General features: G+C 71.5%; 16 protein-coding genes. 1 reads left to right on the top strand and 15 read right to left on the bottom strand.

The features are described 5' to 3' along the window. Positions 1–221: 221 nt before the first annotated feature. From WME95_RS50470 to WME95_RS50440, 7 genes are all read right to left on the bottom strand, one after another. Complete coding sequence (locus WME95_RS50470; protein WP_437906304.1) at positions 222–1,088, bottom strand: carbohydrate ABC transporter permease; 867 nt, start codon at positions 1,086–1,088, stop codon at positions 222–224. Continuing rightward, positions 1,085–1,966, bottom strand: coding sequence for a carbohydrate ABC transporter permease (locus WME95_RS50465; protein ID WP_437906303.1), 882 nt, complete (start codon positions 1,964–1,966; stop codon positions 1,085–1,087). Before WME95_RS50465 ends, WME95_RS50470 begins: the two co-directional genes overlap by 4 nt. Further along, positions 1,963–3,291, bottom strand: a complete 1,329-nt coding sequence (locus WME95_RS50460) for an ABC transporter substrate-binding protein (RefSeq protein ID WP_437906302.1) — start codon at positions 3,289–3,291, stop codon at positions 1,963–1,965. The genes WME95_RS50465 and WME95_RS50460 overlap by 4 nt, the downstream gene beginning before the upstream one ends. Next, positions 3,288–4,397 carry an ABC transporter ATP-binding protein gene (locus tag WME95_RS50455; RefSeq protein ID WP_437906301.1) on the bottom strand — a complete coding sequence of 370 codons (1,110 nt, stop codon included), beginning with the start codon at positions 4,395–4,397 and terminating at the stop codon, positions 3,288–3,290. The genes WME95_RS50460 and WME95_RS50455 overlap by 4 nt, the downstream gene beginning before the upstream one ends. 9 nt (positions 4,398–4,406) lie before the next feature. Next, positions 4,407–5,210: an HAD family hydrolase gene (locus tag WME95_RS50450; protein WP_437906300.1), complete on the bottom strand. Its 804-nt coding sequence runs from the start codon at positions 5,208–5,210 to the stop codon at positions 4,407–4,409. A 251-nt stretch (positions 5,211–5,461) separates the two neighbouring features. After that, positions 5,462–6,793 carry an aspartate kinase gene (locus WME95_RS50445; RefSeq protein WP_437906299.1) on the bottom strand — a complete coding sequence of 444 codons (1,332 nt, stop codon included), beginning with the start codon at positions 6,791–6,793 and terminating at the stop codon, positions 5,462–5,464. Positions 6,794–6,931: 138 nt separating this feature from the next. Continuing rightward, entirely contained in the window at positions 6,932–8,197 is a 1,266-nt protein-coding gene (locus WME95_RS50440; RefSeq protein ID WP_437906298.1) for a YkgJ family cysteine cluster protein, read from the bottom strand. Between the two features lie 467 nt (positions 8,198–8,664). On the opposite strand from WME95_RS50440, the gene WME95_RS50435 reads away from it, so the two are divergent. After that, the gene (locus WME95_RS50435) at positions 8,665–10,107 is read left to right on the top strand and encodes a hypothetical protein (protein ID WP_437906297.1); all 1,443 of its coding nucleotides are present in this window, start codon (positions 8,665–8,667) and stop codon (positions 10,105–10,107) included. Positions 10,108–10,181: 74 nt separating this feature from the next. Here WME95_RS50435 and WME95_RS50430 read toward each other — a convergent pair whose 3' ends face one another. The 8 genes from WME95_RS50430 to WME95_RS50395 form a co-directional block, all read right to left on the bottom strand. Further along, positions 10,182–11,771, bottom strand: coding sequence for an MSCRAMM family protein (locus tag WME95_RS50430; RefSeq protein ID WP_437906296.1), 1,590 nt, complete (start codon positions 11,769–11,771; stop codon positions 10,182–10,184). Between the two features lie 247 nt (positions 11,772–12,018). Beyond that, a complete protein-coding gene (locus WME95_RS50425; RefSeq protein WP_437906295.1) occupies positions 12,019–12,522 on the bottom strand; it encodes a hypothetical protein in 504 nt (167 codons plus the stop codon). 794 nt (positions 12,523–13,316) lie between these two features. Next, entirely contained in the window at positions 13,317–16,790 is a 3,474-nt protein-coding gene (locus WME95_RS50420) for a DVUA0089 family protein (RefSeq protein WP_437906294.1), read from the bottom strand. A gap of 201 nt (positions 16,791–16,991) precedes the next feature. Next, a complete protein-coding gene (locus WME95_RS50415) occupies positions 16,992–17,633 on the bottom strand; it encodes an NAD(P)-dependent oxidoreductase (RefSeq protein ID WP_437548267.1) in 642 nt (213 codons plus the stop codon). Positions 17,634–17,735: 102 nt separating this feature from the next. Continuing rightward, positions 17,736–18,509 (bottom strand): endonuclease/exonuclease/phosphatase family protein, encoded by a 774-nt coding sequence (locus tag WME95_RS50410; RefSeq protein ID WP_437906293.1) that lies wholly within the window; start codon positions 18,507–18,509, stop codon positions 17,736–17,738. A gap of 18 nt (positions 18,510–18,527) precedes the next feature. Then, positions 18,528–19,760, bottom strand: a complete 1,233-nt coding sequence (locus WME95_RS50405) for a phospholipase D-like domain-containing protein (RefSeq protein ID WP_437906292.1) — start codon at positions 19,758–19,760, stop codon at positions 18,528–18,530. Positions 19,761–19,845: 85 nt separating this feature from the next. Continuing rightward, entirely contained in the window at positions 19,846–20,412 is a 567-nt protein-coding gene (locus WME95_RS50400) for a cytochrome c maturation protein CcmE (protein ID WP_437906291.1), read from the bottom strand. A gap of 196 nt (positions 20,413–20,608) precedes the next feature. After that, positions 20,609–20,944 carry a hypothetical protein gene (locus WME95_RS50395; RefSeq protein ID WP_437906290.1) on the bottom strand — a complete coding sequence of 112 codons (336 nt, stop codon included), beginning with the start codon at positions 20,942–20,944 and terminating at the stop codon, positions 20,609–20,611. Between the last annotated feature and the right edge of the window lie 55 nt (positions 20,945–20,999).

Raw genomic sequence — 20,999 nt, 5'->3', positions numbered from 1 at the left:
GACGAGAACAAACCGCGCAGCGCTCTCTTCTGCCGAAGGCGCTGCGGCGCGCTGTGCCCTCCAGTCGACCGCCGCCGGAGCGAAGCGCAGGGGGCGGCGACAGCGACGATGGCAGGGCTCGATCGCGCCCGACGCTCACTGCCACGTCGATGCACACGCCGGCTGGTCGGCCGCTCGATCGCCGGCCTCCGGCGCCGGGCCTGCCCGGGCGCCCGCGCCGCTCAGATCCGCGCCGTCACCGCGCGCAGGATCTGCCGCTGCGCCGCCGCGAACACGAGGAGCACAGGCAGGCTCAGGATCACGTTGCCGGCCATCACGAGGTGCCAGCGGACCCCTGTCCCCTGCTCCCGGAGGAGGGCGATGGCGAGCGGCAGCGTGCGTACCTCGTCGTCGGTCGTCATGACGAGCGGCCAGAAGTAATCGTTGTAGTGAAAGACGAAGCTGAACAGGAACAGCGCCGAGAGCGTCGGCCGCAGCATCGGGCCGAGGATCAGGTAGACGATCCTGAGCTCGCCGGCCCCATCCATCCTCGCCGCCTCGATGATCTCGTCAGGGACCGAGAGCAGCGCCTGGCGCACGAGGAACGTGCCGAGCGCGCTCACCCCGAAGGGCAGGATCAGCGCCCCGAACGTGTTCACGAGGCCGACCGAGCCGAGCATCGTGAAGACCGGCACGAAGGTCACCTGCGCCGGGATCAGAAGGCACGAGAGCACGATGACGAACGCGGCGCTCCGCCCCACGAACCTGAGCTTCGCGAGCGCATAACCGGCCGGGAGCGCGAGGGCGATCTGCAACAGCGCGATGGCCGTCGCCATGAACACGGTGTTGACGAAATACCGCATCACCGGCACCGCCTGGAGCACCTCGCGGTACGCGCCGAGCTGGAAGGCCTGCGGCAAGGGGTAAGCCGGAGCGCGGGTGATCTCGGGCAGCGTCTTCAGCGAGGTGATCGTCATCCACGCATACGGCCCGAGCCACACGATGGCCACCACGACGAGCACGGCGTCCGAGACGAGGCGGCGCGAGCGCGAGTACGAGTGCGCGTTGAAGCGCCCCGCGCCGGCGCCGCCGCTCTTCCCCGCCGTCACGACGGCCGCCTCCCCTGGCGCGGCGCGCCCGCGCGGAGCGCCCAGAGCTGCAGCACCGTCAACAGGAGCAAAAAGACGAAGAAGATCACGATCATAGCGCTGGCCCGGCCGACCCGCAGGTTCACGAAGACGTGCTCGTAGATCGCGTAGACGAAGAGGGTCGTCGCCTTGACCGGCCCTCCCTGCGTCATCACGCGGATCACGTCGAACGCCTGAAAGGAGAGGATGAGGCTCGTCGTCGCCACGAAGGCGGCGCTCGGGCGGAGCAGCGGCCATGTCACGTGGCGGAACCGCCGCCACGGGCCGGCGCCGTCGAGCGCGGCCGCCTCGTGGAGCGCGCGGGGGATGTCCTGGAGGCCGGCCAGGAAGATGACCATGGCATAGCCGGTGATCTTCCAGACGCTCACCGCGGCCAGCGCGAGCAGCGCCGAGCGGGGATCGCCGAGCCAGCTCATCGTCGGCAGGCCGAGCCAGCGGAGCGCGACGGTGAAGAGCCCCTCGGCGTCGAGGATCCACATCCAGAGGAGCGCCACCGCGACCCACGACACGACATAGGCGCTGAACACCGCGCCCCGCACGAAAGCATAGACCGGCCCAGGGCGATCGAGCGCCACCGCCAGCGCGAGCCCCAGGGCGCCGGAGAGCGCCACCACGACGGCGCTGTAGCCGAGCGTGCGGAGCAGCGTGCCGGCCAGCTCGCCGCTCTCGACGAGGACCTCGTAGTTCCGGAGCCCGACGTACCGCGGGGGCGTGAGCAGGTCCCACGCGAAGAAGCTGTTCTTGGCCGCGAGCAGCAGCGGGATCAGGAAGAACACCGCCAGGAAGGCCGCGGTGGGCAGGAGGAGCAGGTAGGGCGAGAGGGGGTGTTTGGGCTTCATCGCTCGCGCGCCGCGCGGACGGCCTCGGAGAGGGTCTCGGCGGCGTCGCGCGGGGCGAGCACCGCCTCTTCGAGCCGGGGCTGCACCGCCTCGCGCTGGACGCGGAACAGGTCCGGAGACCAGGGCCAGGGCGCGGCGTGCGCGAGCTGGTCCACCGCGACGCGGTCGTTCGGGTGCGCGGCGTAGTAGCCGCCCTGCCTGAGCACCTCGAGGCCGCGGCGCGAGACGGGGATGTAGCCCGTCCGCGTCGCGAACGAGTTCGCCTGCTCCGGCTGCATCATCCAGCGCAGGAACGCGAACGCCGCCTCCTGCGCCGCCGGCGCGGCGCCCCGCGGCATCACGAACATCGTCCCGCCCGTGGGCACCGAGGCGCGCACGTCGCGCGGCAGCGGGGCGGCGCCGACCTCGAACTTCCCCGCGCCCGCCTGGCTCGCGTTGTCCTCCAGGTACCGGAGGAACGCGGTCGAGGTCCAGATCATCGCGACACGGCCTGCCAGGAAGTCGGTGTTCGTCACCTGCCACGCGTTGTAATCGCGCCCAGGCGGCGGCTTCATCGTGCGGTCCTCGTGCACGAGGGTCTGCCAGAACCGGAGGGCGCGCACGCCCGCCTCCCCGCCGAGCGTGGGCGTGCCGTCCGGGGCCACGACGTCGCCGCCCGCTTGCCCGACGAGCGCCGCCCAGAACCACCAGTCGACAGGGCACTCGAAGCCCCACCGCCGCGTGCTCTCGCCGTCGCGCACGACGAGCCGCGCGGCCGTCGCGCGGAGCTCGTCCCAGGTCGTCGGCGGCGACAGCCCGAGCTCGCGAAACAGATTCCGGTTGTAGTAGGCGATCGGCGTCGATCGGTTGAACGGCAGGCACACGAGCGGGCGCTCGCCGCCGCCCACGAACGTCCCCGACTGGCCGAGCGCCTCGACCACGTCGAGGTCGCCGCCCGGGGCGTCGGCGAGGAAGCGATCGAGCGGCTCGAGCACGCCCGCCTCGGCCAGGTAGGGCACCACCTCGCCGACCACGTGCGTCAGGGCGGGCGCCGCGCCCGCCGCGAGCGCGGTCCGCAGCTTGGCGAGCGCCTCGAAGTAGTCGCCCTGGTACACGGCGTCGATGCGGTAGCGGTCCTGCTCGCGGTGGAACTGGTCGACGAGCGACAGGAGCACCTCGCGGTTCTTGCCGCCGTAGGCGAACCACAGCGAGCCCTCGATTCGCGCGCCGTCGACGCGCGCGCGCCGCGCGCAGCCGATCGATCCCGTCGCGGCCGCGGCGAGCGACGCGGCGAGCGCCCGGAGCGCGTCGCGCCGCGAGCGCACGGCGCGGCCTTCCCCGCTCATGACGCGGCCCGCGGCGGGGCGATCCGCGCGCCGGAGCCCGCGTCGAACCAGAGCACGTCGCGCGGATCGAGCCGCGCGCGCACCGCCTCGCCCGGCGCGGGCGTCGCGAAGCCGTGCGCCCGCGCCCGCAGCCGCGTCCCGCCCGCGTCGAGGTACAGGAACGTCTCGGCGCCGAGCGGCTCGGCCACGACGACGCGCGCCTCGACCTCCACCTCGCCCTGCGCCCCCGCGTCGCCGTGGGATCCGCGCCCCGGCGCGACGCGCAGGTGCTCGGGCCGCACGCCGGCGATGGCCCGGTCGGGGAGCGCCACCCCCGGCGGGGCGGGCAGCGAGAGCGCCGGGCCCTCGTACCGCTCGCCGGAGCGCTCGAGCGGGAGGAGGTTGATCGCCGGCGTGCCCAGGAACCCGGCCACGAAGGTGTTCGCCGGCGCCTCGTAGATGGCGCGCGGCGGGCCGACCTGCTGGAGCTCGCCGGCGCGGAGCACGGCGATGCGGTCGCCCATGGTCATGGCCTCGACCTGATCGTGGGTCACGTAGACCGACGTCGTGCCGAGGCGGCGCACGAGCGCCGCGAGCTCGACCCGGAGCTCGGCGCGCAGCGCGGCGTCGAGGTTCGAGAGCGGCTCGTCGAAGAGGAACGCCGCGGGGGCGCGCACGATCGCGCGCCCCATGGCGACGCGCTGGCGCTCGCCTCCCGAGAGCTCGCCGGGGCGCCGCTCCAACAAGTGGCCGATGGCGAGCAGCGCCGCCGCCTCCTCGACGCGGCGCGCCCGCTCCTCCCGCGCGACCCCGCGCATCCTGAGCGGGAAGCCCATGATGTCGCGCGCGGTCATGTGCGGGTAGAGCGCGTAGCCCTGGAAGACCATGGCCACGTCGCGGTCCTCCGGCGCGACGCGGCTCACGTCGCGCCCGCCGATCGACACCGTGCCGCCGTCGGGGCTGTCGAGGCCCGCGATCAGCCGGAGCGCCGTCGATTTGCCGCAGCCCGAGGGGCCGACGAGGACGAGCAGCTCGCCGTCGTCGACGTCGAGATCCAGGCCGGCAAGCGCAGCGCGCTCGGCGCTCGGGAACCTTCGGGTCAGGCCTCGGAGCGAGAGGGTGGCCATGGCAAGAGCTCAGGTGGCGAGCAGGACGAGCCCGGGGATCGTCTCGGCGACCGCGAGCAGCTTGGGGCTCGGGGAGACCGCGACGGGCACCCGGGCCGTCCGGAGCAGGGCGGCGTCGTAGGCGCTGTCGCCGAAGGCCGCGAGCACCGCGAGATCGGGGAAGATGCGCTCGAGGGCGCGGGTCTTCCCCTCGCCGTAGGTCGCGGGCGCGCCGAGCTCGGGGGCGAGCCGGCCCTCGCGGAAGGCCGGGGTCATCGCGGCGATGCGCTCGGGCGCGACGCCGAGGCGCGCGACGGCGCGCACGATCACGGCGCGCGGCGACGCCGAGACGACGTACACCGGGACGCCGCGCGAGCGCGCCCAGTCGAGGATCGGCAGCAGCGCGGGCCGGATCCGCCCGGCGTGGCCCTTCTCCTCGAGCACGCGGTCGACGAGCGCCGCGAGCTCGTCCTCGCGCCACCCCGCGAAGGCCCAGGCCATCATCGCGAAGGCCCTGTCCTCCGGGTAGCGCTCGGCGTTGAACGCCGCGTAGAGCGCGCTCGCGATCTCGTGCGCGCCGCCCTCCGCGGCGACGCCGAACGCCTCGGCCTCGCGGCGCAGCGCCGCCTCCGCCTCGGGCCGCGCGCAGCGCCCCGCGAGGAACGCCTCGAAGAGATCGACGCCCACGTCCCCTTCCCAGAGGGTGCCGTCCGCGTCGAACGCGAGCGCGGGGCGCGTGGCGTACGTACCGTGCGCGGCCTCGATCCGCCGCAGGATGTCCGTCGTGCTCTCGCGCGGGATCGTCGCGCTGCCGTCGAGGTGTGCCGCCGTCATGGTCTCCCCGGGGCCGGACGCCTGGTCCGACCGAGGCCTACGCCTACTGCGGCGCCCGCGTCGCGTCACGCCTGTCCACGTCGCGTCACCCGGCAGGAACGCCGATCACACCGAGGATCCGGGAGAAAACAACAGGGAGACGGGGAGGCGAGGAGGAAGAGAAAGGAAAATAAAATCTCCCCGTCTCCTCGCCTCCCTGAGAAATCTCTCCTGTTTCTCGAGGTTCAGTCGGTCCGGCGCGCCACGAGGCGTCACCGCGCCTTCTCGAAGAGGGAGTGGTGCAGGACGCCGACCGCGGAGGCGACGTGCGCGTCCTCGATGACCATCGACAGGTTCACGCTGCCCGTGGCGTAGCTGAGCATCTCGACGTTGACGCCGGCCTGGGCCATCGCGTCGAGCACCTGCGCGCCGACGCCCTTCTGCCTGGGCATGCCCTGGCCGACGATCACGAGGGTCGTCCGGTTGGGCAGGACCTCGCAGGCGCCGAACTGCTCGAGCTCGGGGAGCGCGCGGCTGAGCTTCCCGAGGTCGTCGGTGGTCATCGAGACCGAGACCTCGGACGTGGTGATCACGTCGATCACGACCTCGTGCCGGGCCAGCACCGCGAGCACCTGCGCGAGGAAGCCGACCTCGCCGAACATCCGGGTCGAGCTGATCTTGAGCACGACCTGCCGCTCGCGGTAGGCGATGCAGGTCACGGGCGGGGACGCGGCGTCGGTGTCGAAGTCGATGACCGTGCCGGGGTGATCCGGCCGGTTCGTGTTCAGCACCCGCACCGGGATGCCCTTCTCCATGGCGGGCAGGAGCGTGGAGGGGTGCAGGACGCGGGAGCCGAAGAACGCGAGCTCCGCGGCCTCTTCGAAGCGCATCGTGGGGATGTTCCGGGCCGTCTTCACGACGCTCGGGTCGGCGGTCATCACGCCGTCGGTGTCGCTCCAGATCTGCGCCTCCTCGGCGCCGAGCCCCGCCGCGACCAGCGTGGCCGTGAGGTCGCTCCCGTTGCGGCCGACGGTCGTGATCTCGCCCGCCTCGTTGCGGCCGACGAAGCCGGTGACGATCGGCACGATCCCCTCGGGGACGCGCTCGGCGAACATGGCCTTGATCCGGGCGTCGAACCCGGGCAGCGGGCGCGCGCGGCCGAAGTTCGCGTCGGTGATGAAGCCGAGGTCCCAGACGTCGTAGGCGCGGGCCGGCACGCCGCTCCTCGCGAAGAAGTCCGCGATGCAGCGCACGGCCATGCGCTCCCCGAAGCTCGCGATGTAGTCGAGGCTCCTCGGGCTGAGCTCCTTGACGAGGCTGATGCCGCGCAGGAGATCGGCGATCTCCTCGTAGAAGGGCGCGAGGAGGTCGGGCGCGCAGCCGAGCGACTCGGCGACCGCGCGCTGCTTGTTCACCGGGACGGAGGGATCGAACCGCCCCGTGGCGGCGGCCTTGGCGGCGTTGATCAGCGCGTCGGTCATGCCCTTGTGCGCGGAGCTCACCACGACGGGGCGGCGGGCCAGGCGGGCTCTGACGATGTGAAGAACCTTCTCGATCTGCGCGCGGCTCTCGACCGAGCTGCCGCCGAACTTCATGACGATCATGCGCGTGCCTCCATGGGCCAGCTGGCCCGGTGGGCGCGAGAATAGTCGCGGTCGGCGGTTAGGCGAGCCCGGCCTGACGTTGACGCGGGGTGCTAAGAGCCTGTCGCGGCAGCCGACCCGACCAGGCGGGCGAGGGGCCTATGCCTCGGTCGCCAGGAGGGCCCGGAAGCTCTCGCGCTTCGTGAGCAGGAGCCAGCGCAGGTTCTTCATGAGCGTGCCTTGCTCCGAGAGGGCCGCGTGGCTCAGGAGGACGAGCTCGGCGACGCTGATCCCTTCCCGCACGTCCTCCAGGGAGACCTTGACCCTGCCATCCGCCGCGGCGCGGCAGCGGGCGAAGCGGGAGATCACGACGGTGGCCAGCGAGAGGTCGAGCACGGCCGCCAGGAGGTGCCTCGGCGCCGAGAAGATGTGCCGGCGCTGGAGCACGAGGCGCAGGTAGTCCTTCACGGCGGCCCCCTCGTCGCCGGCGAGGAAGCGATCGACCGTGCTCACCCGCTGGAGCTTGAACGGCCTGGGGACGAACATCATATCGACGGTGCCTCTCCCGAGCATCCAGGCGGCCTTGTTCCCGAAGCTGCGCAGCGCCTGGAGCTCCGTCCACGAGGCCTTCTCGACCCGGTGGGGCTCGCGGACCCGCGACGGATAGCAGAGGTTGCCGAGGAGATAGGCGAACAGCACCCGCGCATAGAAAGAGGGCTTCTTGCGGGGCGCGAGCGGCTCAAGCTCCTCCTTGCCGGCCTGCCCGAGGGCGGCGTCGACCGAGGCGTCCGTCGCGCGCCCCTGGCCCTGGGGGAGAGCGCGCTCGAAGGCCGCCGTCCAGTCGTAGAGCCGGGCCAGCGTCGACGCCGGCGACGCGCCGGTCGCGATCTGCTCTTCCCAGTGCCTCGCGGCGCGCAGATAAAGCGGCTGGGTGAGGATCACGCCGCTCAGCGTCGCCAGCGCCGTCGACATCCGCTCCGTGTCGCCTCGCTGCTGGAGCTTCGCCTTGAGCTGGCGGTCGACGGGCTTGCCGTAGTTGTCGCGGATGGACGGGCACAGCTGGGAGAGCTGCGCGACGACGGCATCCTTCTCGTCGCGGACGAACCCGAACGGGAACGCCTGGCACGACTTCGGGATGTACTCGTGGCCGAACCGCTTCTGCATGCTGCAGAGCATGTCGTCGTCGAGGAAGACGCACTGGAGCTGGCGATCCCGCTCCCGCACGGGCAGCACGCCGCGCCCGATGACGAGGGCCCCCTCTTCCCCGACGCGCTCCCGCACCCAGGGCTCGGCGAGGTACCGCCTGGCCTCGTCGCCGCTGAAGCGGATGTTCCACGGCATCCGGCAGCACCGAGCTGGGCAGTCGCGGCACTCGAACTTCTGATTCGGGGGGTGGCTCGAGGGAGCGATGAGCTTCGTCGCCATGGGGCGGCGGGACCATACAACGCCACGGAGATCGGCGCTCGATCCGGCGTCGATCCCCGCGTGCCCATCGCGCCCGGCGTGGGGCAGCGAGCCAGTGGGCTCAGGCGTGGCGACGGCGATCGGCGAGACGACGCGAAACGAGGACCGACAAAAAGACAGCGCCGCCGGGGCCTCAGGGGGGCGAAGGCCACGCCGGCGGCGCTGCCTCCCATGAAGCACTGACCGTGCCATCCGGACGACCCCTAGGAAGCACCCCGAATTGCGGCCATGCGTCAGGGACATCCCCTACACGTTTCGTTTTTGAAACGTCACGGTCGCAGCATTGAACGATTGTAAGGGTTCTTTTCTTACCACCGCATTTCGCCCCGGACGTAACAATTCCAGTCAGTCCAGGCTCTTTTCGCTGTTGTCGCAAGTTTTGCTGCGTTCCCTGGTCGAGCGCTGTACCTCTCTTTCAGGAGAACACCATGCGACTTGCTCTTCCCCTGTCGGCGGTCACAGCGATGTCTCTCGCGCTCGCCGCCTGCGGCGACGACGACCAGATCTCACCGCTGGGAGCGGCGTCCAGCGCAGGCGGCCAGGGCGGTGACGACGGCGAGGGCATCGCGCCGGACGGGAAGGCGGACGGCGAGGCCTGCACGGTCAACGAGGACTGCCTCGGCGGGCTCTGCTTGACCGAAGAGGAGTTCGGCTGGGCGGGCGGCTACTGCACGAGGCTCTGCGACACGGCGCTCTTGCCGTGCGGGGAGGGCTCCGAGTGCCTGCCGCAGGGCAGCTTCTCGCTCTGCCTCAAGTCCTGTGAAGAGACGTCCGACTGCGGGAGGGCGGAGAATACGTGCGTCGACGTGACCGACGACGGGTGGACGATGTGCTTTGGCGGCTGCGACGACGACGCGCAGTGCAAGGGCGCCTGCGACGAGGACTCCGCGTTCTGCGTCTCGTCGGGTGAGATCTGCGACAGCGGCGAGGACGAGGACAAGGACGGCCTGCAGGACTGCGAGGAGCGCGACTGCTCGACGAAGGCAGCGTGCGTCGAGGGCGTCGCCGCGGCGTGCGCGGAGGCCACCGACGTCTCGGAGGGCGGGAGGTTCACCGGCACGACCGAGGCCGGCACCAACCTGTTCGCGGCGCTCTGCCCTGGACTCACCACGTCCGTCACGGGCACGGGCATGCGAGAGCGGGTGTTCCGGTTCGCCGCGCCGGCGAAGGGCGCGGTCCAGATCGCCGCGACGGCGACGGCGCCGGAGGCCGACTTCGACTGGTACATCCGGGAGAGCTGCGACGACGAGGCGACGCTGCTCGGCTGCGTCACCGCGTTCACACCGGAAGAGGCCCCGCTGGAGCTGCTCACCGAGCCCGGTCAGACCTATTTCATCTTCATCGAGGGCAAGAACGGGATGGACGCGTCGTATACGCTCGACGTGTCCTTCGCGGAGGAGATCTGCGGGGACGGAGCGCGCGTCGGCGCGGAGGAGTGCGACGACGGAGACGCCGTGGATGACAACGCGTGCAGCGGCGAGTGCAAGGTGAACCTGGAGCCGCTGTGCGCGGCCGCGGCGACGCTCACGGAGGCAACGACGGTGGGCGACACCTCCGAGGGCACGCAGGGCGTCACGGGGTTGTGCGGCGGCGAAGGCGGGGAGCTCGTGTACCGGTATACCCCGGAGGAGAGCGGCAAACTGGCGATCACCGCGACGCCGGAGGGCCACGCCGATGTCGTCCTCTACGCGCGCAGCGACTGCGCAGACCAGGGCAGCGAGCTCGCCTGCGTGGATGATCCCGACGACTCCGGGTGGCCCGAGTCGATCACGGTGACGGCGACGGCGGGCCAGCCGATCGACATCTTCGTCGACAGCTACAACGCCGCCTCCTCGGGGCCGTTCACGCTGACCATCGCCCCGGCGGAGTGACCTGAAAACGCGGACCGGCCGTCCAGGAGGCTCCGCCTCCGGACAGCCGGGAGATCGCGCTGGCGCTGCGCTCGTTACCGGAGCGGGAGCGCGGCCTCCTGGCCCTTCATGCTGGGCAGGTCGATCACCTGGAGATCCGCCGTCACGACCTCGCCCGCCTTCACCTGCACGCCCGTCCCGATGCTCGTCGACTCGACGTTGACGATGTAGCCGCCGGTCGGGAGCCCGGACGCGCGGAACGAGCCGTCCTCCGCGGTGACGGGGTAGAACATGCCGATCGCGCCGTCCTCCCCGATCTGGGTGGCCATCATGAGGCGAGCACCCGGGAGCGGCTTGCCGGCCACGGTGACGCGGCCGCGGATCTCCCCGGTGCCCCGGGGCGCAAAGGCGATGTCGTGCTGCGTGGTCTTCCCGTCCTCGATGCCGACCGCCGCGAGCATCACCTCCTCGCCTCGCCGCATCATGACGCGGAGCTCGCCGGGCGGGACCTGGTCGAAGTGGAAGGCGCCGTCCTCGTCGCTCACCGTGTTCACGAAGCCGATCGGGCGGTGCATGAGCGTGAGCCGGGCGCCGGCGATGGGCTTGCCCTCGGCGTCTCGCGCCACGCCGGAGAGGCTGCCGCCGGGCGACATCACGAGCTTCACCGGCTTCAGGCCGTCGCAGTTCGCGACCTCGATCTCGGTCGAGCTCACGGCGTTGCTGCCGTCATAGCCGCGGACGACGATCGTGCCCTTCGGCACGTGCGGCAGGCTGAAGGAGCCGTCGTCCTCGGTCTGCGCCTGCGCGGCGGCCTCCATGGACAGGCTGCTCAGCTCGCCGACGGCGAAGAGCGACTCGGCGTCCACGTACACCCCGGGCAGCGGAGCGCCGGACGAGTCCACCGCCTGCCCGCTCAAGGTACATCCCTTCGAGAGGGTCAGATCCATCTTCTCTACGTCTCCGACGCGCACGTTGACGTTCGTGGAGAACGCGGGCGCGAACTCCGCCGCCGTCGCCCTGACCACGACGTCCCACGAGGGCAGCTGATCGACGCGGAACGAGCCGTCCGGGCTCTCGAACGTGCGAGAGAACAGGGGCGGCGTCGCCGGCGTCTCCGCCGTCACGGCCGAGAGGATGTCGATCGAGAAGCGGCGCACGGGCTCGCCCCGCTCGTCCAGCACGCGCCCCTCGATGACGCCGCTCTTCGGCAGCACGAGGCTCACCGCCTCGCCGGGGCGCGCCGTGGTCGACGTGGTCCCGTATCCATCGACGCTCGCGCTCAGCTGGTAGGTGCCGTCCGGGAGCGTGAGCTCGAACCGCCCTCCGTCGTCGCTCTTCACGGAGCCCGCGGTCGAGAGCACGTTGCCGGCGACCTCGAAGGTCATGGCGACGACGGTCGCTCCGGCGAGGGTGTTCCCGTCCGTGCCATAGACGAGGCCGCTGATCGCGGGCCGCGCCTCCTCCTTCGCCGCCGCCGGCGCCGGGCCGCGCACGAGCGCCCTGTTGCGGTAGCGGACGTGCTTCTCGGCCCCGGCGGCCGGGGCACTCGCCCCGGCGGTCTGCTCGTCCCCGGAGCGGAAGGCGAGGAAGAGGGCGACGCCGGCGAGGGCGGCCAGGAGCAATCCGGCGGCGATCCACAGGGGCCGGCGCGAGGGGTTCCGTTGCGACGAACTCGGTTGCATCATTGTTCCTCCAGACAAGTTGACCTGGCTAGAGCCCTCGAGCCGGGAGCTCGGCAGAGGCGGAGAAGAGAGGGGGCCGCCGGCGTTCCGCCGGCGCCCCCTCCTCAATCCGCACGACGCGATCGACGAGCGCCTCCCCGACCTGCCCGGGGCCGTTACTATGGGCTTTCTGCAGGGAGGCTCTCGCCGATCGGTCGGACGCCGGGCGCCGTCTCAGAGCCCAGTGAAGACCGGTCTCAAAGGCACGCCGTCAGTAGCAGTGCGGGGCGAACATGACCGGCGTGGGCATCGACAGCGCGGAATAGAACTGAATCGTGGCATTGATGTAGCCGTTGAAGTCGTTCTCCATCCCCACGAAGTTGCAGATGGGCGCCTTCTGGAGCCGTGAGGTGATGCCGGTGCTGGGCGGGAACGCCACGGTGCTGGGCGGGATCGGCACGGAAGGCAGGAGCGAGATGCTCCCGTCCGTGAAGTAGAAGGAGTTCCAGTCGCAGTCGTTGTTCCCGATCGTCGTCGCCTGGCGAAGGAACATGTTGGAGGCAACGGCGGCGCCCGGGGCCGCCACGACGCCCCACTTGCACACGTAGCCGCACTCATCGTTGAACGGGGTGCCCGCCTGCTCGGCCAGCTGGCAGACGGTCGTACCGACGGGCACCTTCCTCAGCCCGGTCTTCATCGAGACGTTGTAGATACAGTCGTTCCGGATGGCCAAGGCGCTGCCCGAGATCGACGTGATGGTTGCGAAAGCGAGCACCCAACGAGCGAAATTCTTCATGAGAAATACCTCCGAGGAATCGAATCTGTGGTGAAGTTTGATGCAGATACCTATCCAGATCGTCACCCAAGGGATGCAATCCCCCGGGGCCTGCGCCAGGAGAGCGGTGCCCCGACGGGAGCGACGCACGTCGTCGTCGTCCCGTCACGGTCACGCTCCCGGAGGAACCCGCCCCGAGGTCATGACGCGAACAACAGGAGACTATTCTCCCCGCGGTCTCACGCAAGCACTTTTGACTGGCATCTTTCCGGTCAAAAACAGGACGGAGTTAGAACCATGGAGAATACCGGCACTCCTCGACTATGAACTCGTGCCCTCTGCCGTGAACGCACCCCGCGGGCGCCTACATCCGGCCGAAGTATCACGCACCCGCGCCGAGAGGCGGTGTACGGCGGCGCCGCGAGGCGCGGCCGAGGGCGCGAATCGCCGGGGAACGCCGAGGCGGGCGCGCGGCCGAGGCACAAGGCAGCTCCGTCCCGCCCCCGGCGCTCGATCTACCTACCTACCTACCGAAGACGCCCCGCGAAGGCGCTTGTGGGTATGGCCCCCCCATGCGGCTCCGATGAGCACCGCGGAGCCACACCGCGCGGCGGCGCGACGGAGCGCGGGAGTCTCGCGATGATGGGATATCGAGACATCGAGTCGCCGCGCGGCGGCGGGTGCGTCCCGGCCTCCCGGCGACGCGCGCCACCGGACGCGCGGCGGCGGACGCGCGCCGTCCGGGCCGGACGGGGTCACCGGTGATCCCGGACGTCCGGCGGCGTCCGCGCTCGTCAGCGGAGCGTGACGGCCAGCCGGTACGCGAAGAGGGCCGCGGTGCCCGAGGCGCCAGACGCGGCGCGGACGCGGAGGAAGTACCGCCCCGCCGGTAGCGCGTGAGCCCCGGGGTGGCGCGGGGCGTCCCCGGTGCCGTCGAGGATCGAGCAGTTGCCCCGGCCGCCGTCGTCATCGTCCGCGATGAGCGAGCCCGCGGCGTCGAGCAGCGACAGCCGGCTGTCGATCTCGAGCGACTCGCACGCTTCCTCGCCGCCCTCGATGATTTCCGCGCGGATCGACCGGTTCTCCGGGACATCCACGGCGTAGAAGTCGAAATCGTCGGTCGCCCGCGCGCCGGCGATGAACCCGTCGGATCCGACGGATTTGCTCGCGGTGGCGATGCTGCCATTCGGCTCCTCCTCGGCGCCCGCGGGCGCGAGGATCTTGGCCTGGAGGAGGTAGAGCGGAAATTCCGCGCCGCCCTCGCGCGCCGCGACCTCGACGTCGTGGTCGCCGGAAGGCAACGCCACGACGAGCGCCGAGCATCCGCCGATGCCGCCCGCGTACGCGGTGTCGGAGAGCCCCTCGTCCGTCGCGACCGTCCCGCCCGCCGCGTCGAGCACGCGGAGCGTCGTGACGAGGCCTCCCTCGCAGCCCGCCGCGGTGCCGTCGAAGATCTCGAGGCGCACGACCGAGGCGACAGGCAAGCTCAGGCGGAACACGTCCCTGTCGCCGCCCGCCGCGAGGCTCGCCGCGAGGAGCGCGTCGCCCGAGATCACGAGATCGCTCGCCCCGGCCTGCGCGGGGGTGTCGTTCGGCTCGATCTCGGCGGTCACCGCCTCGAGCTGGCAGGCGGGGCTGCACCCGTCGCCGCCCGCGACATTGCCGTCGTCGCACCCCTCCGGCGCGTCGAGCAGGCCGTCGCCGCAGACCGGGAGCCTCTCGCAACGGGCGCTGCACCCCGCGCCGCCGTCGCACTCCTCCGCGCCCTGCCGCACGCCGTCGCCGCACGAGGCGTCGAGCGAGATCCGCAGCGTGTAGCGGGCCCCCGGCTGCTCCGGGAAGCCGCTGACCCGGACATGGTATGTCCCGGGATCCAGGCGGCGCGCCGCGGCCCCGGCGGGGCTCCTCGAGTCGATGAGCGAGCAGGCGCCGATCCCGCCGTCGTCGTCGGAGGCGAGCACGGTCGCCCCGTCCGGCGAGAGGAGGGAGAGGACCGTGTCGACGCCCTCGGCGCACCGCGCGGGGCCGCTCGAGTCGAAGGTCTCGAGCCGGAGATCGGAGACGGTCGTGACCTGCAGGGCGAAGAGGTCGACATCGCTGTCCGGCTCGATCGCGCCGGACACGAGCGCTCCTGGCGCGACAGGGCCGTTCGCCTCGGCCTCGGCAGGGGTCGAGTTGGGCTCGATCTCGGCGATCGCGCCCTCGATCCGACATGCGGCGTCGCAGCCATCCCCGCCTCCGGTGTTGCCGTCATCGCAGACCTCGGGCTCGTCGATGAAGCCGTCTCCGCACACCGGGATGCGCTGGCACGTCGCCCCGCACGCGGCGCCGCCGTCGCACTCCTCCAGGCCCTCGACCACGCCGTCGCCGCAGAGGGCCGTCGTCCGCGCGCGCACTGTATATCCAGCGATGGAGTCTCCTCCATCATAGCCCTGGACGCGCACGTAGTAGACGCCCGGCGCGGCGACGGCGGCGCGGAGTCGGGAGCACCTGGCTTCGCCGCCGTCGTTGTCCTCTGCGATCACGGCGCCGTCGGGCCCGAGGAGCCGCACCACGGTGTCGATGCCGCGGCACGAGGTCGGGCCGGTCGCGTCGAAGGTCTCCACCTCCAGCTCGGCCACGCCGGGGACGTCGACGGCGAAGAAGTCGAGCTCTCCCGGCGGAGAGATCGACGCGGTGAACAGCGCCCCCGCCGCGGTCGCCCGCCCCGCGGTCGCCTGGCCTCTCGCGTCGTTCGGCTCGATCTCCGGGAGGGTCCCCTCGAGCTGGCACGCGGCGCTGCAGCCATCTCCGCCCTCGGTCCCGCCGTCGTCGCACGCCTCGCCGCCGTCGATGGCTCCGTCGCCGCACACCGGGATCCGCGCGCACTCCGAGGAACACCGCTCTCCGCCGTCGCACGCCTCGCCTTCCTCGATCACCCCGTTGCCGCAGAGCGAGGTGAAGGCGATGAGGAGGTCGTACCCGGGGATGGACGCGTCGTTGTTGAACTCCTCGACGGTCACATAATACGTGCCCGGCTGGAGCCGTGTCGCCCTGTCGTCGACGCTCGAGTCGATGAGAGAGCAAGCCTCGGGGCCGCTGTCGTCGTCGCTCGCCAGCGCCGTCGCGCCGTCCACGTCGAGCAGCTGGAGGAAGGTATCGACTCCCTCGGCGCACTCGTTCAGCCGCCCGGGGCTGAACGTCGCGAGCTGGACGTCCGCGAGGCCCGGCACCTCGAAGGCGAAGACGTCGATATCACCGAGGGGCTCGATCGCCGCCGAGACGAGCACGTTCGGCCGGAGCGCGGCGCGCCCCTCCGCCTCCGCCGCGGTGCCGTTCGGCTCGACCTCGGGAGAGCGGAGCTCCAGCTCGCACGCCGCGCTGCAACCGTCACCGCCGGTCGTGTCGCCGTCGTCGCAGAGCTCCGGATCCTCCAGCACGCCGTCGCCGCACACCGACGTATCCAGCGTGAGGGAGAGCGTGTAGTCGAACGTCGCGGGCTCCGCTCCAGGGGAGATCTGCACGCGGACGAAATACTCGCCAGGGCTCAGCTTGCGCAGCGCCAGGTAAGAACAGGTATCGTCGTCGGCGACATCGTCGTTGTCCTCGATGCTCGCCAGGCTCGCGTCAAAGATGGTCACATGGGTATCGACGCCGAGCGAGCTGCAGGTCGTGCCCAGCGGGCCATCGAGCGTCTCTGCCTTGATGCGCCCGACCGACCCCTCGGGGACGGTCACCGAGAACACGTCCACGTCGGATGCGGGGTCGATGAACGCGCGGATAAGGCCGCCCGGCGCGATGGCGAAGGCGTCGTTGGCCGACGCGAATCCGTCGTTCGGCTCGACCTCGCAGCCGGACTCGACCCGACACGCGCGCGAGCAGCAATCGCCGTCCTCGTCGCCGCCGTCATCGCAGGTCTCCGCGCCGCCCAGCGCGCCGTCGCCGCACCCGCTCGTACAAACGCTCGGCGCCCCGGCGCACGCGAACCCAGGCTCGATCGCGCAACCCGGATCGCACCCGTCGCCGGCCGTCCGATTCCCATCGTCGCACACCTCGGCAGGAGCGCTGATCGCCCCATCGCCGCACACCGCGCCGGGCGCGCCGCCCTGCCCACCGCTGCCACCTTCTCCGCCGTTACCGCTTTCTACATCGCTGCCGCCCTGTCCACCGCTGCCGCCCTGTCCATGACTGCCGCCCTCTCCTCCGTTGCCCCCGACTGCGGACACCTCGATCTTGCTGCGGTCCGGTGAGACGAGCAGATCGCACCCGCTCAGGGCAATCAGCGCCATACCGAGGAACCATGGAAGAGCGGTCCTGGGGGAGAAAATCATGGGTTATGAGGCCTCTGCTCGGCAGCATCGCGAGAATCACGGCGATCGCGGCATTCACCGCGATCACCGCAGGCGCGCCGCAGGCTGGCCACGACGGCGGGGGCGGCAGCAGACCGATGCTCCGCGGCTGCGTCAAGAGAGGACGAGCGCGCCGCGCCCTCAGTACGTCACGACGATCGCCTTGCGGAGGTACTCTTCGCTCTCCAGCTGGGAGAGCATGAAATACGCCAGATCCTCGCGCGAGATCGTGGGACCGCCAAAGAGGTAGCCCTCCGGCGGCGAGGGGTCGACTTCGGCGCGGCACTCCTTGGTGAGCCGCCCGTCGGTGAGCTTGGGGACGCGCACGACGGTCCAGGCCACATCGCTCCGGCGGAGGGCCTCTTCCATGCGCAGCATGTCGGAATACCTGTTGCGGAGCATCGGCTTGACCAGGAGCCGGAACCAGAGCGCAGGCTGCTGCTCCTCGCCGATGCCCGCGGCGGTGACGGCGATCAGGCGGCGGACGCCATGCTCCTTCATCGCGCGCAGGACGTGGACGATGCCGTCCGAGTAGACGCGCGTCGGGCCCAGGCCGCGCGACCCCAGGGCCGAGAGGACGGCGTCGTGGCCGGACACGGCGCGCGACACCTGCTCGGCATCCATGATGTCGCCGCGGAGCGCGCGCAGCCGCTCATGGTGCGGGACAGGGATGGTGGCGGGCGTGCGCGCGAATGCCGAGACCTCGTGTCCAGCCTCCAGCGCCTGACGGATCAACGCGGCGCCCGTGCCCCCGGTCGCCCCCAAGATCAGCAGCCTGCTCATGTGCCGCCAGCCTACCCGGTCCGCCGCAGCGGGTACAGTTTGCGCCCGAATGCCTCATCCCTCGAGATCTGCTGGAGATCCGGGCGAGCGGGGCCCCGCCCTTCAGGCCCCGAGCCGCAGCCAGGCGGCCACGCCGAGGTGATCCGAGCCGGAGAACGGCGCCCGCTCGCAGCGCGTGATCGCCCACCCCTCGCCCGGTTGAACGAAGACATAATCGATGCGACGCAGCGGCAGGCCCGCGGGCCAGGTGCCGCCCGCCGTGCCGGGGTGCGCCTGCGTCCAGGCGTCGAGCCAGGAGCCGTTTCCGGCGCTCGCCTGGAGATAACAGACCGCCTCTTCGCTGGGGAGCGCGTTGAAGTCGCCCATCAGCACGGCGCCGTGGCTCCCCGACTTCTGGCGCTCGCGCGCGGCGAAGCTCACGAGCTCGCGCACGGTGCGCGCCCGCGCGCGCTTCGACAGCGAGAGGTGCGTGACGAGCACGTCGACCACCGCGCCGGCGTGCCGGATCGCGGCGCGCAGGACGACGCGCTGGCTGTCGCGCTCGAACGGGTCGTCGCGATCGAGCGTGAGCGCCTCCACGGAGTGATCGAGCACCTCGATGTCCTCCCGGCAGAGCAGCGCGACCCCCTCGCACTCGCCGCTCGCGGCGACCCTGCCCGGCGCGAACCAGGCCCGGTATCCGCCGGCGAGCCGCGAGAGCTCCCCGGCCTGGCCGAGGTCGCCGCTCGCCGCCGGCGCGTGCACCTCCTGGAGCCCGAGGAGGCCAGGGCGCAGATCGCCGATGAGCCTGGCAAGCATCGTCCGGCGCCGCTCCCAGAGGGCGACTCCCCCCCAGATGTTCTGCGTCAGGACGACGAGATCGCGATCGTGGCTCAAATGCCTCCTCCTCGGGCGTCAGTCCGGGGATGTCTTAACCAGCTTGTCGAGGAGGCTCAAGGCCCCGTGAGCGAGCCAGTCCGCGGCCTTGCCCCGGAGCGACCGCGCCGCGAGCGTGCCCCGGGTCACCGGCCGCGAGTCCGCCCTGTCCCGCGAGAACAGATCCGCCACCTGCGCGACGAACGCCGGATCGAACACGAAGAGATTCACCTCGTTGACGGCGCTCAGGCTGCTCGGGTTCGCGTTGAACGTGCCTATCGTGCACCAGTCGCCGTCGACCAGCGCGAACTTCGAGTGCAGGACATCCCGCTGGTACTCGAAGATCGTGAAGCCGCGATCGAGCCACGCGGCGTGCTCGGCGCGCGCGGCGCGCTTGATGATCGGCAGATCGGTCTCGCCGGGGAGGATGATCTGGACGTCGACGCCGCGCGCGGCCGCGTCGACGAGATCCTTGAGCATCCCGGCGGGCGGGAAGAAATAGGCGTTCTCGATCCAGATGCGCTCCCGCGATCGCCGGATCGCCTCGCGGTAGCGGGCATAGACGCGCGCGTTGTCGTCCGGCGTGTCCGCGACGAGCTCGAGATCCGGGTACCTGCGCCCCGTCGCGTAGTCGCGCACCCCTTCGGATCCGCCGTCGGCCTCGCGCCAGCGCTGCTCGAAGAGGAAGGCGAAATCTTCGACGCAGGGGCCCTCGAGGCGCATACAGACGTCGTGCCACCCCTTGCCCCCGCGCCGCTCCGGGAGCCACTCGTCTCCCCACGCGGCGCCGCCGGTGTAGGCGTGCTCGTCGATCACGATGACGCGCGAGTGATCCCGCGGCAGGAGCCCGCCGCGGCCGAGCCCGGGCGCCATGGGACGGTAGGCGCGGACCTCGATGTCGCGGCGCCGGAGCTCGTCGAAGAACGGGGCGTCGGTCTCGTGCGACCCGAGCGGATCGTAGAGGAGCCGCGCGCGCACGCCGCGCGCCGCGGCCCGCCCCATGACGTCGGCGAACGCGCTCCCGAGCAGGTCGTCGCGGTAGATGTACGTCTCGATGTCGACGCGCCGCGCTGCGCGCTCGACGTCGCGGAAGATCGAGCCCAGCACCGCCTCCATGCCGGGCAGGAGGGTGAGCGCGTGCTGCGCCGTCAGGATGGGGCCGATCGGCTTCGACGCGCCGCCGCCGGAGCGGCCCGAGGGCGGATCGCCCGGCACGGGCGAGCTGCGTCCGTCGCCGACGGGGCTCAGCAACCGGCGGTCACGGGAGATCATCGCCGCAGTGTGGAGGGATGCGCGGGGGAAGACGAGCGCTACCCGGCCCGCCGGCGCTGCGCCGCGCGCGGGCGGGCGCGTTCGCTCACTTGAGGGAGAGCGGGCCCTCGCCGGGCTGGGCGCCGCCCTTCATCTCGTGCGAGTTGGGATCGTACTTCGAGGTGCACTTGGCCATCACGAGGCTCGCCTCGAAGTCGCCGCCCTGCGAGAGCGTGCCCTCGACGGTCACCTGCACGCCGCCGCTCGGGACGTCGCGGAAGGTGTCGGGGATGACGCACTGGGCGTAGCGCACGGGCAGCGGCGCCTGCGTGCCGTGGATCTGGAAGCGGTACTCGCAGGGCGAATCGCGCTTGACCAGCGTGCCGGGCACGAGCTCGCCCTCGACCCGGACCTTGCGGCCGGCGAGCTTGTCCTTCGACGCGAGCAGCTGGTCGACCGGCGTCGCGTAGACGGCCGCTTCCTTGAAGCCGACGAGGAACAGGGCGACGAGCGCGCCCACCATGACGAGCAGCGTCGCCAGCAGGCCGAGGCTGCGCGACGGGCGCGCCTTGGGCGCCGGGCTCGCCGCGGCCGGCTTCACCACCGCGGGCGTATCCTGCTGCTCTGCGAGAGACAGCGCCTGGGCCAACTCGTCGTCCAGCTTCTTGCTCATCGTGGATAGGTACAGGCTAGCCCGCGCCCCGCGGACGGTCGAGCACCACCTGCACGGCCTCGGGTCCGGCCGGCGGCGCCCTCCCGTTTGGGCGCCGCGGCGGACAGCCCGACCGGAGTTCTCCCTCGCGAGCGGACCCGACGAAGCCGTGCGCCCGCTCGCGGAGGGTCGGAGCTCACCGGCCCCTCTCGGCTGCTCAGCGGCGCGATCTCCGCGCGCCGACGAGGCTGACCAGCGCACCGACGCCCCCGATCGGGAGCGCGAAGAGCCCCGCCGCCCCGCAGTTCATCAACCGTGCGACGGTTTCCGCCAGGAGCCGGGCCTTGGCCGCAGGATCCGCGCTGCTCGACGCGATGCCCGACGCGAGCACGAAGGGCAACACGCCGCACCCGATGCCTCCCGCCACAGCGATGAGGCAGAGCGTCCTCCCGCGATCCCACCGGCGCTGCAGCAGGGCACGAACGCCAAGCAGGGCCACGCCGAGGATGGACAGCCCGAGAAGGAGCATCAGCACCTCCAGCGCCTGCGTCATGATATCGTCCTACTCCGCTGGATGGCGCTCATCGCGGTGTCAGAGCTCCTCCTGG

The organism is Sorangium sp. So ce327, from assembly GCF_051530205.1.
Lineage (GTDB): Bacteria > Myxococcota_A > Polyangia > Polyangiales > Polyangiaceae > Sorangium > Sorangium cellulosum_B.
The sequence above is the reverse complement of the archived record's forward strand: the minus strand, read 5'-3'. Positions and strand labels throughout refer to the sequence as shown.

Coding starts and splice junctions, on each gene's coding strand:
- WME95_RS50430 (WP_437906296.1), bottom strand. CDS start 11,771: ATGATGCAACCGAGTTCGTCGCAACGGAACCCCTCGCGCCGGCCCCTG.
- WME95_RS50460 (WP_437906302.1), bottom strand. CDS start 3,291: ATGAGCGGGGAAGGCCGCGCCGTGCGCTCGCGGCGCGACGCGCTCCGG.
- WME95_RS50415 (WP_437548267.1), bottom strand. CDS start 17,633: ATGAGCAGGCTGCTGATCTTGGGGGCGACCGGGGGCACGGGCGCCGCG.
- WME95_RS50465 (WP_437906303.1), bottom strand. CDS start 1,966: ATGAAGCCCAAACACCCCCTCTCGCCCTACCTGCTCCTCCTGCCCACC.
- WME95_RS50420 (WP_437906294.1), bottom strand. CDS start 16,790: ATGGCGCTGATTGCCCTGAGCGGGTGCGATCTGCTCGTCTCACCGGAC.
- WME95_RS50405 (WP_437906292.1), bottom strand. CDS start 19,760: ATGATCTCCCGTGACCGCCGGTTGCTGAGCCCCGTCGGCGACGGACGC.
- WME95_RS50450 (WP_437906300.1), bottom strand. CDS start 5,210: ATGACGGCGGCACACCTCGACGGCAGCGCGACGATCCCGCGCGAGAGC.
- WME95_RS50395 (WP_437906290.1), bottom strand. CDS start 20,944: ATGACGCAGGCGCTGGAGGTGCTGATGCTCCTTCTCGGGCTGTCCATC.
- WME95_RS50435 (WP_437906297.1), top strand. CDS start 8,665: ATGCGACTTGCTCTTCCCCTGTCGGCGGTCACAGCGATGTCTCTCGCG.
- WME95_RS50455 (WP_437906301.1), bottom strand. CDS start 4,397: ATGGCCACCCTCTCGCTCCGAGGCCTGACCCGAAGGTTCCCGAGCGCC.
- WME95_RS50440 (WP_437906298.1), bottom strand. CDS start 8,197: ATGGCGACGAAGCTCATCGCTCCCTCGAGCCACCCCCCGAATCAGAAG.
- WME95_RS50445 (WP_437906299.1), bottom strand. CDS start 6,793: ATGATCGTCATGAAGTTCGGCGGCAGCTCGGTCGAGAGCCGCGCGCAG.
- WME95_RS50400 (WP_437906291.1), bottom strand. CDS start 20,412: ATGAGCAAGAAGCTGGACGACGAGTTGGCCCAGGCGCTGTCTCTCGCA.